Source organism: Sphaerisporangium sp. NPDC004334 (assembly GCF_053602655.1).
Window position 1 is genome coordinate 92,967 of record NZ_JBSGDZ010000014.1, and the last position, 13,602, is coordinate 106,568.

At 72.1% G+C, this 13,602-nt stretch carries 13 protein-coding genes; 4 read left to right on the top strand and 9 right to left on the bottom strand.

Features of this window, described 5'->3' with window-relative positions; genetic code table 11:
* Nucleotides 1-97: 97 nt before the first annotated feature.
* From ACWEN6_RS19615 to ACWEN6_RS19630, 4 genes are all read right to left on the bottom strand, one after another.
* Nucleotides 98-1,750, bottom strand: a complete 1,653-nt coding sequence (locus tag ACWEN6_RS19615) for an MFS transporter (RefSeq protein WP_452571574.1) — start codon at nucleotides 1,748-1,750, stop codon at nucleotides 98-100.
* Nucleotides 1,751-1,934: 184 nt separating this feature from the next.
* Nucleotides 1,935-2,786 (bottom strand): LLM class flavin-dependent oxidoreductase, encoded by an 852-nt coding sequence (locus tag ACWEN6_RS19620; RefSeq protein WP_452571576.1) that lies wholly within the window; start codon nucleotides 2,784-2,786, stop codon nucleotides 1,935-1,937.
* A gap of 87 nt (nucleotides 2,787-2,873) precedes the next feature.
* Nucleotides 2,874-3,464 (bottom strand): TetR/AcrR family transcriptional regulator, encoded by a 591-nt coding sequence (locus ACWEN6_RS19625; RefSeq protein ID WP_354851637.1) that lies wholly within the window; start codon nucleotides 3,462-3,464, stop codon nucleotides 2,874-2,876.
* A gap of 109 nt (nucleotides 3,465-3,573) precedes the next feature.
* Nucleotides 3,574-4,131 (bottom strand): N-acetyltransferase family protein, encoded by a 558-nt coding sequence (locus ACWEN6_RS19630; RefSeq protein ID WP_452571578.1) that lies wholly within the window; start codon nucleotides 4,129-4,131, stop codon nucleotides 3,574-3,576.
* A gap of 86 nt (nucleotides 4,132-4,217) precedes the next feature.
* Between ACWEN6_RS19630 and ACWEN6_RS19635 the strand changes: the two genes are divergently transcribed.
* Entirely contained in the window at nucleotides 4,218-4,688 is a 471-nt protein-coding gene (locus tag ACWEN6_RS19635; RefSeq protein WP_452571580.1) for a winged helix-turn-helix transcriptional regulator, read from the top strand.
* 86 nt (nucleotides 4,689-4,774) lie between these two features.
* On the opposite strand, the gene ACWEN6_RS19640 is transcribed toward ACWEN6_RS19635, so the two are convergent.
* Nucleotides 4,775-5,428 (bottom strand): VC0807 family protein, encoded by a 654-nt coding sequence (locus ACWEN6_RS19640; RefSeq protein WP_452571582.1) that lies wholly within the window; start codon nucleotides 5,426-5,428, stop codon nucleotides 4,775-4,777.
* 214 nt (nucleotides 5,429-5,642) lie between these two features.
* On the opposite strand from ACWEN6_RS19640, the gene ACWEN6_RS19645 reads away from it, so the two are divergent.
* Together ACWEN6_RS19645 and ACWEN6_RS19650 are read left to right on the top strand one after the other, a co-directional pair.
* Nucleotides 5,643-6,479, top strand: coding sequence for an SURF1 family cytochrome oxidase biogenesis protein (locus ACWEN6_RS19645; RefSeq protein WP_452571584.1), 837 nt, complete (start codon nucleotides 5,643-5,645; stop codon nucleotides 6,477-6,479).
* 217 nt (nucleotides 6,480-6,696) lie between these two features.
* Complete coding sequence (locus ACWEN6_RS19650) at nucleotides 6,697-7,896, top strand: amidohydrolase family protein (RefSeq protein ID WP_452571586.1); 1,200 nt, start codon at nucleotides 6,697-6,699, stop codon at nucleotides 7,894-7,896.
* On the opposite strand, the gene ACWEN6_RS19655 is transcribed toward ACWEN6_RS19650, so the two are convergent.
* The 3 genes from ACWEN6_RS19655 to ACWEN6_RS19665 form a co-directional block, all read right to left on the bottom strand.
* Nucleotides 7,893-8,273, bottom strand: coding sequence for a YkvA family protein (locus tag ACWEN6_RS19655; RefSeq protein WP_452571588.1), 381 nt, complete (start codon nucleotides 8,271-8,273; stop codon nucleotides 7,893-7,895). The genes ACWEN6_RS19650 and ACWEN6_RS19655 overlap by 4 nt on opposite strands.
* 267 nt (nucleotides 8,274-8,540) lie before the next feature.
* Entirely contained in the window at nucleotides 8,541-9,518 is a 978-nt protein-coding gene (locus ACWEN6_RS19660; RefSeq protein WP_452571590.1) for an LLM class F420-dependent oxidoreductase, read from the bottom strand.
* A 75-nt stretch (nucleotides 9,519-9,593) separates the two neighbouring features.
* Nucleotides 9,594-10,268: a TetR/AcrR family transcriptional regulator gene (locus ACWEN6_RS19665; protein WP_354851656.1), complete on the bottom strand. Its 675-nt coding sequence runs from the start codon at nucleotides 10,266-10,268 to the stop codon at nucleotides 9,594-9,596.
* Between the two features lie 233 nt (nucleotides 10,269-10,501).
* On the opposite strand from ACWEN6_RS19665, the gene ACWEN6_RS19670 reads away from it, so the two are divergent.
* Nucleotides 10,502-11,968, top strand: coding sequence for a hypothetical protein (locus ACWEN6_RS19670; RefSeq protein ID WP_452571592.1), 1,467 nt, complete (start codon nucleotides 10,502-10,504; stop codon nucleotides 11,966-11,968).
* 541 nt (nucleotides 11,969-12,509) lie between these two features.
* Here the strand turns inward: ACWEN6_RS19670 and ACWEN6_RS19675 are convergent.
* Nucleotides 12,510-13,577 carry an aspartate-semialdehyde dehydrogenase gene (locus ACWEN6_RS19675; RefSeq protein WP_380830119.1) on the bottom strand — a complete coding sequence of 356 codons (1,068 nt, stop codon included), beginning with the start codon at nucleotides 13,575-13,577 and terminating at the stop codon, nucleotides 12,510-12,512.
* Nucleotides 13,578-13,602 lie beyond the last annotated feature (25 nt).

Sequence of the window (13,602 nt, forward strand, 5' to 3'; positions counted from 1 at the left end):
TCGCGGCCACCCGGCTCCGGCTTCGGAACGGGTCGAGTTGGTCTGGGCTGGTCTGGGCTGGGCTCGTCTGGTCTGGGCTGTTCCGGGCTGGTCTGGGTCAGTCGACGCTCGCCAGGAGGCGCGCGTCCTCGGCGCCTTCAGCGGCCTCGGCGGTTTCGGCGGCTTCAGCGCGGACCGTCTCGCCGGAACCGTCGGCGTCCTCGGTCTGCGGCGCCGGCGCGGCCGGGACGCCGCTGTCCCGCAGGACGACCGCCGACAGGACGGCCAAGCCGATGAAGACGGTCGCGCCGACGGCGGCGACGACGTTCAGCCCGCTGGTGAAGGCGGCCCGGGCCGTCTCGACCAGGTCGGCGGCGAGCTGCCCGCCGACCTGCTGCGCGGCGCCGAGCGCGGCGGTGATGCTCTGGTGCGCCGTGTCGGCCGCGCCGGCCGGGACGCCCGAGGGCAGGCCGCCGGTGAGCTCGGTGCGGTAGACGAAGGTGCCGAGGCTGCCCAGGGCGGCGACGCCCAGGGCGACGCCGAACTCGCCGCTGGTCTCGCTGATCGAGGCGGCGGAACCGGCCTTCTCCGGCGAGACCGAGCCCATGATGAGGTTCATGGTGAGCGACATCGGCAGGGCGATGCCGAAGGAGGTGAGCACCAGCCCGGTGACCAGCAGCGGCAGGCCGTCGACGCTCGGGACCTGGGTGTGGGCGACCAGACCGGCCCCCGCGATCAGCAGGCCGGTGGCGATGACGTAGGCGGGGCGGATCTTGCGGGCCAGCGCCGGGGCGACCATCGAGCCGACCACCATGGCCACGTTCTGCGGGAGGAGCCACAGGCCGGAGTCCATCGGGCCCAGGCCCTGCACGGTCTGCAGGTAGAGGCTGGACAGCAGGGTGGTGCCGGCCATCACGACGCCCGCCCCCAGCCCGACGCCCATCGCGGTGCTGAAGGTGCGGTTGGCGAACAGCCGCAGGTCGAGCAGCGGGTTGGCGAGCCCGCGCTGGCGCAGGACGAACACGGCGCCCACGGCGACACCGGCGACCAGGGAGGCGACGGGCAGTGCGTGCGCGCCGTCGCGGGCCAGTTCCTTCAGGCCGTAGATGGCGGGCAGGATCGCCGCCAGGGACAGCGCGACGCTCGCCAGGTCGAGGCGGCCGGCGTTCGGGTCGCGGTACTCCGGCAGCAGGCGCGGGCCGACGACCAGCAGCAGCACCATGACCGGGACGCCGAGGAGGAAGGCCGAGCCCCACCAGAAGTGCTCAAGGAGCAGCCCGCCGACCAGCGGACCGACCGTCATGCCGCCCATGAAGCAGGCGAACCAGATGCCGATCGCGGCGCCCATCTGCTTGGGGTCGCGGAACATGTTGCGGATCAGCGCCATCGTGGAGGGCATGAGCGAGGCTCCGGCGATGCCGAGCAGTGCACGGGAGGCGATGAGCATCTGCGGGTTGACCGAGTACGCGGCCAGGATCGAGGCGGCGCCGAAGGCCGCGGCGCCGGCCAGCAGGAGCTTGCGACGGCCGATGCGGTCGCCGAGGGTGCCCATGGTGACCAGGAACCCGGCGAGCATGAACGAGTAGATGTCCAAAATCCACAACTGCTGGGTGGAGTCGGCGCCGAGGCCCCGGCTCAGCTGGGGGAGCGCCAGGTACAGCACGCTGATGTCCAGCGACATCAGCAGAGTCGGCAGGGCCAGCACGGCCAGCCCGATCCATTCGCGCCGCCCGGCCCGCAGGTCGGGGGTGATCTCACCATTGGCGTTCATCACACATTCCTTCGTAGTCGGTGGTCGTTCACGCGGTCGTCCCCGGCGTGATCGCCGCCTTCGCGGGCCCCGATCAGCGCCTCTGGTCGTACCGTCTCACCGACAAACTTTCTTGTCAAGACGATTTAAGCTTTCGGTGCGCGAGCGTGCCGAAATGGGGAGGGGCACCGCAGGAGCGGTCGGCTCAAGGAAGGGCGTCGGCGATGCGCCCGACCTGGCCGGGGTCGGCGGACCAGCAGTAGAGCATCACCTCGTCGGCGCCCACGTCGCCGAAGGCCGTGATGGCGCGCCTGACGGCGTCCGGCGTGGTCAGCAGCCCCTGGACCACCTTGTGCCGGTAGCCGCCGAAGTCGTAGTACGCCCGCAGGGCCCGCCCGGCGTCGTCCACGACCTGTTCGGGGCCGAGGACCGCGTTGGCCTGCGCGACCAGCCGTGGACGGCCCTCGCGCCCGGCAGACCGCCACGCCCGCTCCACCGTCCGGAAGAAGCGGCCCATGTCCTGCGGCCCGAACATCGCCCCGAGGAAACCGTCGCCGTGGTGCGCCACGCGGTCGGCGGTCGCCGGGACGAAGCCGCCGAAGAGCACTTCGGGACCCCCGGCGCGGGCCGGCGCGGGCCCGATCGGCCCGGCGCCCCCGCCGTACGCCTCGCCGGCCCACAGGCGCCGCAAGGTCCTCATCTGCTCGTCCAGGCGCCGGCCGCGCCCGCGGTAGTCGACCTGCGCGACCTGGAAGTCGTCCTCGCGCACGCCGACGCCGACGCCGAGCGTCAGGCGGCCGCCGGAGAGCCGGTCGAGCGTGGCGCACTGCTTGGCGAGCAGGGCGACCGGTCGCAGTGGCGCGACCAGCACCTCGGTCATCAGGCGGACGCGGGAGGTGGCCCCGGCGAGGACTCCGAGGGTCACCAGCGGCTCGGGGTTGTCGTAGACGAGGCGGTCGAGCAGGCCGAGGGTCGAGAACGGACCGGCCTCGGCGCGGGACGCCCAGTCGCGCAGCACCGCGAGGTCACCGACGGGCAGCCCGAGCCCTACCTCCATGATGGTCGCCCCCATCCTGTGCCGCGCGGAACGGGGGTGGCCCACTTTAGGCGGCCGGCCGGGACTCCCGGCCGCAGGCGCGCCGGGTCAGGCGAGCCGGAGGCTCAGCCAGGCGGCCTCGCAGAGGGACCTGATCTCCTCCTCGGTCGGCTGGTGGGCCCCGGAGAACCACAGGCGGCACATCTCGGTGGCCGGGCCGAGCCACAGCACGTAGCACATGGTGGGGTGCACCGGCCGCAGCACGCCGTCCTTCATGTGCGGGCGCCACCAGTCGGACACCTGGCGGAAGAAGGCCCGCCGGGACTCGGCGACCTCGGGGCCGCCCGGCTCGTCGCGGCGGGGCGGGCGTTCGCTGATCAGGATGCGGGCCCGCTCGGGGTGCTCACCGCACCAGGCCATGTGCATGGCGACGATCGCCTCGATGCCGCCCCGGGCGCTGTCATGGCGGCACAGCTCTTCCACGAACGCCTGCTGGTACATGTTCTGGATCTCGGAGTAGAGCACCCCGAAGACGTGTTCCTTGCTGGCGAAGTGGTGGTAGAAGCTCCCCACGCTGACGCCGCTCTCTTCGCGGAGGCTGGCGAGCGTCGTGGCCGAGACTCCGTCCTGGCTGAAGCGGCGCAGGGCACCCTCGATGATGCGGGTGCGGCCGTCTCGTCCGTTCTTCGCGGTCTTCACGATGTCAATGGTGACTCAACAGAACGTTGTTCTGCAAACCCCGGGGCACAACCCTCCGAGCGCACCCCATCCTAACCACCTTGGGCGCGACGGCGGCGGGGCGTGCGGCTCATCCGGCCGGCGCCGCCTCGAGCGACGCGGCGATCTCGACGGTGCCGGAGACCACGCGCATCCGCGCGTGCGGCCACCACCGGGCGACCATGGACAGCACTTTGCGGTTCTCCCCCATGACGTCCATGGTCACCGCCGTCGCGCCGCGGGCGACGGCACGCGCGAGCAGCCTGCGCACGAGCCGTGAGCCGAGCCCCACGCCCTGCCACTCGTCGGCGACGACCACCGCGATCTCGGTCGACCCGTCCCGGGTGAAGCTCATCGCGTGCCCGATGATCCGCTCGCCGGCGTCCACGGCCAGCAGGACGTCGCGCGCCTCGCCGACGGCGACCATGGCGCTCACCAGCGCCCTGCCAGGCCGCGAGACTCCGCCGAAGAAGCGTAGCGACTGGCTGCGCAGGGACAGTCCGGCGACGAAGGCCCGCACTCTGTCCTCGTCGTCCATCCGGGCGGGACGGACGCGCACCGCGGCGACCGGCGCCGTACCCGGTCGGGGCGCGGGCGTCCCGGGAGCGGAGGGGAGCGCACGACGCGAGTCGGCCTGAGTCTGAATCATAGACTCAGACTCGCCCAGCCCACCTGAGTCTGTCAACTAGACTTAGCTGCATTGGAGGGAGGGAAATGAACGCCTACGATGCCTCCATGTCCGGGCGAACCCCTTTCCGGGTGGAGAACTGCTCGATCGAGCGCACGCTCGCGGTCATCGGCGAGAAATGGACGCTCCTCGTGCTGCGGGAGGTCTTCAACGGCGTGCGCCGGTTCGCCGACATGCAGGCCGGCACCGGCGCCCCCCGCCAGGTGCTCAGCGCCCGCCTCACGCGACTGGTCGAGGAAGGGCTGCTCCGCAAGGTCCCCTACCGCGAGCCCGGCAGCCGCAGCCGCGACGAGTACCGCCTCACGCAGAAGGGCCTCGACCTGTACCCGATCATGGTCAGCCTGATGCACTGGGGCGACCGCTACGTGGCCGACCCCGACGGCCCCTCGGTCGTCCTGACCCACCGCGACTGCGGCTCCCCCGTCGAACTGCACATGCGCTGCGCGGACGGCCACGAGGTGCCCTCGCCCCGCGAGGTCACCCCCCGCCTCGGCCCCGGCGCGCGTCTGGCCGGCTGACGCCGGCCATCCGCCCGGCCGGCCGGCCCCCGGCCATCCGGCGACCGGCCCCGAGCCCGTCCCGGCCGCGACTCACGGCCGCCCGGTCACGGCCTCTGCAGGACGCGGAGCACCCGCCGGAAGGCCAGCAGCGAGACTCCCGCCGCGGCGACCATGAGGACGGCCACCGCGGACGTCCGGACGATCAGGTAGGTCTCGATCGACTCGCTGAACAGCAGCCACAGGCTCAGCGTCCCGTTGACGAACTGCACCGTTCCCCACAACAGCGACAGGTGCCTGAAGAACCGGCGCATCACCGGATGGTGGAGCAGATGCTCGGGCAGCGGCACCAGGTCGGTGGTGACCCGCTGGATCAGCGGGCGCGGCGCGGCGGCCGTGGCCAGGAAGGCCAGGCTCGCGCAGAACACGCCGAGCGTCGGCTGCAGGAAGTAGATGACCACGTCGCCGGTGACCAGCGCCAGCGCCGCCCGCACCGTGATCGCCAGTATCGCCAGCAGCACGGTGCCGGGAACGCTCTGCCGCCTGACCAGCCGCAGCGCGGCCCCTCCGTACACCCAGGCCACCGCCATGGCCAGCCCGCCGTTGACCCCGGCCACCAGCAGGCCCGCGTAGAACACGGCGACGGGCAGGATCATGCCCTCCAGCACGCGCGGCGCCGCGTGCCGGACGAGTACGGAGATCCTCGGCAACGCCGGGTGCGGGGCGGCGGCGGACGGCAACGCGAGAGTGGACGCGGTCATATGCGAGACGGCTCCTGCGGGACAGAGCGACGTGCCGTGGACGAAATCGGTACGACCGTACGGCATGCCTCCCCCGTTCGCGAGTGGTTCCACGAGATCATGATCGGCCGGTGGGGGGACCTTCACCACGTACAAGGACGCGCATGGCGTGATCCGGTGGCCGCCTGCCGTGGCCGGGTCCTGGACCACTCACCGGCCTGCCTAGGCTGAAAGCGTGTACCGGTTCCTGCTGAGACCGCGCTGGCTGGCGTTCCACCTGCTGGTCCTGCTGCTCATCCCCGCCTTCGTCTTCCTGGGCAGATGGCAGTTCGGGCGCTACGAGGAGCGGTCGGCGGCCAGCGAGCGGGCGCACGCCAACATCGCCGCGGCGACGGTCCCGCTCGCCGAACTGGACCGGCCGGGCGCGAGCGTGCCCGAGGCGGTGAAGTTCCGCACCGTCACGGTCACCGGCCGCTTCGATCAGGCGCATGAGCTGGTGGTTCGCCGCCGCCCGCAAAACGGGCAGGCCGGTTTCTACGTGATCACTCCGCTGGTGACCGCGGACGGCGCCGCCGTTATCGTCAACCGGGGCTGGGTGCGAATGGGACCGACCGCCGAGGCCCCGCCGGAGGTGCCGCCGCCCACCGCGGGTGAGGTAAGTGTCACCGGCCGGCTACGCCCCGCGGAGACCGAGGACAACACCGGCATCACCGACCGCGCCGGGCTGCCGCCCCGCCAGGTCCTGCTGATCGACACCGCGAAGCTCGCCCGGATGATGCCGTACAAGCTGTTCGGCGGGTACGTCGAGCTGACGGCGCAGCAGCCCGCGGCGGCCGCCGCGCCGGACCCGGTCCCCGAGCCCGACCTGGGCGGAGGCGGCGGCCTCAACCTCGCCTACGCCGTCCAGTGGTGGCTGTTCATCGGCATCGCGATCGGCGGCTGGTTCACCCTGATCCGCCGCGAGGCGCACGACCTCAGGGCCGAGAGCGACGCCGCCCCGGCCGCCGACGCCCTCCCCGCCCCCGGCGCCGACCAGCCGGTCGCCGGGGAAGCCCCCGCCACCGGCCATTGACGGCGGCGTCCCACCGCCTCCCACTGCGTCCCACCGGGCTGCCACCGGCCGCTTTCCGCGCCGCGAACGAGCGTCCCGTGACCGACCGCTTGTCGTAATCGTCACGCTTTGAGGTAAGGGCTCTCACGGCGGCGGACACCGCTGCGCGCGCGAACGGATACCGATCGGAGACCTCCCAGCTTGTCTGGTGTTATTCCTGCGGCATACGGTTTTCCCTGTGAACTCATCGCTGCCCCCTGACCCCGAGCCGAGGCGGCGAGATTATGTGATCATCAGCGTCGACGATCACCTGATCGAACCGCCGGATCTGTTCGAAGGCCGGCTTCCCGAGAGGTACGTCGACATGGCCCCCAAGGTCGTCGAGACCGACGCGGGCCATCAGGTGTGGCGATACAGCGGAGCCACCTACGCGTGCGCCGGCATGGACGCCGGCGCCGGCCTTCCGCGCGACCAGTGGACGCTCGACCCGGTGCGCTTCGAGGAGATGCGGCCCGGCTGCCACGATATCGAAGCCCGCGTCAAGGACATGGACATCGCCGGGGTCTGGGCCGCGCTCAGCTTCCCCGGCATGCTGGCCGTGCAGGCGGGCATGGCCTTCGCCAAGACCCGCGACCAGGATCTCGGCCTCGCGCTCATCCGCGCGTGGAACGACTGGCACTGCGACGTCTGGGCCGGCACCTACCCCGAGCGCATCATCGCGCTCCAGCTCCCCTGGCTGCCCGACCCCGAGGTCGCCGCCAAGGAGATCCGCGCCAACGCCGCCCGCGGGTTCAAGGCGGTGGTCTTCCCCGAGTTCCCGACCCGGCTGCGGCTGCCCTCCATCCACACCGGCCACTGGGATCCGTTTTTCGCCGCCTGCGAAGAGACCGGCACGGTCGTCTGCCTGCACACCGGCGCCTCGTCGTGGTCGCCGGTGCCCTCGCCGGACACGCCCATCGAGGCCATCACCACGATGATCCCGGCGAGCGCGATGTTCGCCTGCGCCGACTGGCTCTGGTCGGGCATCCCGCTCCGCTTCCCCAAGCTGCGCATCCTCATCGTCGAGGGCGGCGTCGGATGGCTGCCCATGCTGGCCGCGCGGGCCGACTACGCCCTGGACCATCCGGTCGCGGACGAGGCGACCTGGGAGGGCGGGCTCAAGCCGAGCGAGGTGCTCCGCCGCAACTTCTACTTCGGCACGCTGGACGACTACGCGCTGTCCGGCGTGCGCCTGGCCGTCGGGCTCGAGCACGTCCTGCTCGAGAGCGGCTACCCGCGCTCGGAGTCCACCTGGCCGGATGTCCAGCAGGCCCTGGCCCGCAACCTGGGCAGCCTTCCCCCGGCCGACATCGGCAGGGTGGCCTACGGCAACGCCGCCCGTCTGTTCGGCCATCCCCTGCCCTCCCGGGCCTGGCTGCTGCGCGAGGGCGAAGACTAGGCCCGCGAGCGACGCCGCCGCCGCGAGACCTCGGAGACACCCGAGACCTCGCCGCGCACCTGCTTGCGCTCCCAGTCGAGGTACCGGCCGCTCTCGCCCAGCAGCGAGCTCATGAGCCACAGGAAGGCGCCGAAGTCGTCCGCGACCCCGATCAGCGGCAGGAAGTCGGGCAGCACGTCGATCGGCGAGACGATGTACACGATGCCGAGGCCCATCAGAGCGAGCTTGCCCTTGCCCAGGTCGCTGTACTCCCCGCGCAGCGCGCCACCGATCATCCTGGGCAATGCCCTGAGCCGCGCCATCAGCCCGGGCGAGCCCGGGCGGCTGATGTCCTGATAGGCGCGGTAGGCCGCGGCCGCGCGTCCAGCCTTGCTCATGAGGGCCACCTCCGTCTGTGCCACCGCCACACGCGCACGGTCGGGACTCGTCGAGGGACGCCACTACCCAACCGCACCCGGATAACGCCCGCCCCCGTCCCGGAGTTCCGTCCCGGAGTTCCACCCCGGACGGCCCGCCGGCGCGGTCTCCCGCCCGACCTCGCCGCCGGCACTCCCCTCGCCCGCCTTGGCCACGCGCCTTGGCCACCCGCCTTGGCCACGCGTCTTGGCCGGGCATCCTCGCCGCCCGTCCTCCCCCGGCGGCCCTCAGCCGGCCGGGGAGGAGGTGGAGGCGGCCGGAGCGAGGTCGCGGACGGCCTGAGCCATCGGGACCTCACCCGTCGCGATCGGAGCCAGCACAGGGGTCGTCAGCCCGTTGGCGACGTACTCCTCGATGCGCGCCCGGCAGGTGGCCGCGTCGCCGTGCACGATGAGCGCGTCCACCACCTCGTCCGGGATCGCGTCGAGCGCGCCCTTGCGGTCGCCCGCCGCCCACGCCTCGTGCATTGGACGAAGCACCTCGCCCCGTCCCAGCCAGTCGTGGAAGGCCGCGTACACCGGCACCGTCAGATAGGCGGCCAGCATGCGCCTGCCGAGCTTCCTGACCTTCTCCGCGTCCTCGCTGACGCAGACGAACAGGCGGGCGATCAGCTCGGTCTCCGGTCCTAGCTCGGCGCGCACGGTGCGGACGTCCTGCGGGGAGAGCCAGTTGGTGATGGCCCCGTCGGCCTCCCGCGCCGCCAGGCCCAGCATGCGCGGACGCAGCGCGGCGAGGACGATCTTCGGCGGCACCTTCGGCGCCCGCTCCAGCCGGAAGCCCTTCACCTCGAAGGTCTCGTACCTCTCGGTGACCTTCTCGCCCGCGAGGGCCTTCCTGAGGAAGCGCAGCGTGTCACGCGTCCTGGCGTACGGCTTGACGAACTCCCCGGCGTTCCACCGTTCGACGATCACCGGGGACGAGGCGCCGATGCCGAGCACGAACCGCTCGGGCGCCAGGTCGGCGAGTGTGGCGGCCGACATGGCGAGCAGGCCCGGACCCCGGGTGGACACCGGGATGATCGCGCTGCCCAGCCGGAGCGCGGGCGCCCAGTCGGCGGCCAGGGCGAGCGGGACGAAGCCATCGGTGCCGCTGACCTCGGCGGACCAGGCGTCGGTGTAACCAAGCCCGGGCAGCTCGGCCACCAGCTCCTTGGACTCGGCCATCGTGCGGTCGAAGAACGGGATCGTGATGCCCCAGCGCTTCACTGTCCACCTCCTGACGGCCGACCATACCAACCGGACGGTATGCCGCGCACGGGTCATCTCACCGTTCGTGCCGGCTCAGGCGCGCAGCTCCCGCATGGCGGTGATGAAGTCCTTGGTCACCCCGCGCAGGCCAGGCAGATGGGACAGCCCCACCAGCCGGTCGATCAGCGGCACCATGACCTCGATCAACCGGTACGTGCGCTCGCACCCCGGCGAGGTGTCATGGACCCAGAACAGCACCACACCCAGCGAGGACAACCACAGCAGCTCGGGCAGTTCCTCGCGCAGCTCCGCGTCGATGCGGTCGGCGGAGCCCTCCACGACCTCCCGGTAGATCGCGATGGCCGCCTCCCGCGCCGGCGCCGACTCCCCGCTGAAAGGGCTCAGCGGATTGCTCGGCTCCGAGGCGTGCTTGAAGAACTTGACGGCGAACCCGTGGTACGGCTCGGACACCCGGACCCAGGCACGCAGCACCCCGCTCAGCCGGGCCGCGAACCTGCGCTCGCCCGCCAGGAGCTCCCGGCAGGCGGCCTCGTGCTCGCATTGCGCCCGATCGTAGTAAGCCTGGACCAACTGCTCTTTCGACGAAAAGTAGTAGTAAGCGTTTCCTACGGAGACGCCCGCCTCGGCCGCGATGGCCCGCATGGTCGTCGCCTCGTACCCCCGCTCCCTGAACAGGCGCAGGGCCGTCTCGACGATGACCTCCCGGGTCTTTTCTCCCCCACGCGCTCTCGGCGTCGATTCGACCACGTGGCCACTGTACGGCCAGGAACCCTCCATGGTCACAGACGCACAGCATGCCCGCCATTTTCCCGCAAAAACACGCAGAGTAGTGGAGTCAGCACTTTGGGCGGGTGGCATAGATCCTCTGGCGGAGGGGCGCCCTGCGACAGAGGATCAATATGGGTGTGCATCCATGCACACGGGGGCCCGCGTGGCTTGGTGCCTGCGCGTTGCTCGCCGTGCAGATCACAGTGACGGCGTTGGGTTCGGCGGAGCCCGCCTCGGCGGCCGCTCCACGGCCGGGCGGCACGGACCTCCGCTCCGCGCCCGATCGGCTCGGCGCGACGTCGAGCGGCTCCGGCATGGCCTCCGGCCGCGCTGGGGCCCGCTTCCCGCGGCAGGTCGCCCTCGATCCGGCGATGCCGGAACGGGCCACACCCGAAAGGGGCATCCCTGAGGCGGCCGGCCCGGACGCGGCCGTCCGCCGCGCCACCGCCCGCACCGGCACCACCCGCACCGGCACCGCCCTCACCGGCACCGCCCTCACCCGCTCCGCCACCCCAGCGAACACCGCCCTCAGCCGGTCCGCCATCCCCCCGAACACCGTCCTCGCCCGGTCCTCCACCCCCACGGACACCGTCCTCGCCCGGAAGGCGCCCGGCACCACGCCGACCACGACCACCCCGAGGGCGGCTCCCGCCCGGGCGACCACGGCCCTCCGGGAAGCGGCTCGGCTCAAGGCGACCGCGGCCATCACCAAAGCGGCTCGGGTCAAGGTCGTCCCGAAGACCCCGAAGACCGCCCGCGTCAGGGTGACCGCGACGTCGAGGAACGCGGCGGCCCTCGCTCAGGAGACCTCGGCGGCCCGCACCTCCATGTCCTCCAGCGCGATCACGAACTACCGGCGAGCAGGCCTCGCCGTCGAAGCCGCTCCGTCCCGGCGCGCACGCCTTGCCATCGAGACCGCTCCGACGCGGCGCGCGAACCTCATTGTGAACACCGCCGGCGCCGGTCGAAGAGCACTCACGCCGAAGGCCACACGCCGGGGGTCCTTCGCTCCCAAAGCCGGCCTTTCGCGCCGCGAAGCGTTCCTCCGCATGGCCGCCCCCACCCGCCGAGGTCTGCCCACGGTGGGAGCCCGCCGGGGCCTGCCCACGGCAGGCGTCCCCCAAGGCCTGCCCACGGTAGGAGCCCGCCGGGCGCCGGTCGCCGTCCGGGTGGCCGCCGCGCGGCGCGCGGCGGCGTCGCCGCGCATGGCTCAGCGCGTCGCCATGGCCTCCGGGATGGTCAGCCCGATGCTGTGGAGGCAACATCTGCTGTACCCGGGCCTGAGGCTGCGGCACCCGCAGGCCGCGCGGCGGCTCCAGCGGGCGGGCCTGCGATGGCGGTCGTCGGGCAACTGCGTCAACCGGCACCGGCACTCCTGCACCTCGCTGGCCACCGTGCGGCTGCAGACGCTGTGGGGCCTGGTCGACCTCAAGCGCCGCAGCGGTTGCGACGTCCTGGTCACGGGGGGCACCGAGACCGGCCACGCCGGAGGCGTGCACAGCCACGGCAAGGGCTACAAGATCGACGTCGCCCACAACCGGTGCATCGACCGGTTCATCAGAAGCAAGTACCGGGGACGGGTCCGCGGCGACGGTGCCCGGCTGTTCTACGAGCACCGCCCTCAGGGCCACACCACCTACGCCAACGAGCCGAGCCACTGGGACATCACATTCCTCTGACCCGCCCCACATCCACACCACGACCCCAACGGAGCAGACCACTCCGACCGGCCCGACCTCAGCCGGACAGGCCCGATCGCCCCGGCCACTCCAACCAGCCGCACCCACCGGGGCAAGATCGGATCGACCCGGTCAGTCCGGCCGGCTCACGCCTGGCCGAGAAAGGCAGGACCGAACCGATGCATCCGGGCAACCCGTGCCCGACCGGGAAAGGACCGGATTGGACCGGTCGGTGGGGCCGACTCCTGATGTGAGCCGGCCTGGCTCGCCGCCGGCCGTGTGTGACCAGTGACTCCCGGAGCGGGCGATCGTTTGCGATGGAGCGATCGCCCGCTCCGGGGCTGTTTCGGCGGCCCGAGGGGGCGCGTGGCCTCACGGGACACACCCGCGCGCTTGATCGCGCGGATGGACGGCAACCGGCGCGTCCGGCGCACACCCACTGTCGACCCACTTCCGGCACCCACGCCGCACCCGCCCGCGGCCGAAGCGGAACGCGATGTAACGGCCGAGGGCGGATGCGATCGAGTGGTGTGCGGGTGGGTCAGCGGGAGGAGAGTTCTGCGGCGACCAGTTCGGCGATCTCGGCGGTGTTCAGTGCGGCGCCCTTGCGCAGGTTGTCGCCGCAGACGAACATGTCGAGCGTGTTGGGGAAGTCGAGCGCCTGGCGGATGCGCCCCACGTAGGTGGGGTCGGTGCCCACGACGTCGGCAGGGGTGGGGAACACGCCCTTCGCCGGGTCGTCCAGGACGACCACCGTCGGCGCGGCCTCCAGCACCGCCCGCGCCGCGGCCACCGTCACCGGCTCGTCGAAGGTGGCGTGCACGGCCAGCGAGTGGGTGGTGATGACCGGCACGCGCACGCAGGTGGCCGAGACCTTCAGGTCGGGAATGCCGAGGATCTTGCGGGACTCGTTGCGGACCTTGAGCTCCTCGGAGAACCAGCCGTCCTCCTTGAGCGAGCCCGCGGCGGGCACCACGTTGAACGCGAGTGGAGCCGGGAACGGCGAGTCGACCAGGTCGGGGACGGCCTTGCGGACGTCGCCGGCCACCGTGCCGATGGCCCGGTTTCCCGCCACCGCGGCGATCTCGTCGTAGAGCCGCTCGGGCCCCGCGACGCCCATGCCGGAGACGGCCTGGTACGACGCCACGACCAGCTCGCGCAGGCCGTACTCGCGGTGCAGGGCGCCGAGGGCGGCCATCATCGACAGCGTCGTGCAGTTGGGGTTGGCGATGATGCCCTTGGGCCGCCGGGCGATCGCCTCGGGGTTGCACTCGGGCACCACGAGGGGCACGTCGGGATCCATGCGAAAGGCGCCGGAGTTGTCCACGGCGACCGCGCCGCGGGAGGCGGCCACCGGCGCCCACTGCGCCGACACCTCGTCGGGCACGTCGAACATGGCGACGTCGACCCCGTCGAACGCCTCAGGAGAGAGCGCGACGACCTCGACCTCCCGCTCGCGGACCACCAGCTTCTTGCCGGCCGAGCGGGGTGAGGCGATGAGGCGGATCTCGCCCCAGACGTCGGGACGGCTGGACAGGATCTCCAGCATCACCGTGCCGACGGCGCCGGTGGCGCCGACGACGGCCAGGGTGGGCTTGTCGGAACTCACTGCTCGGTCACTCTCCTCGCCGGTG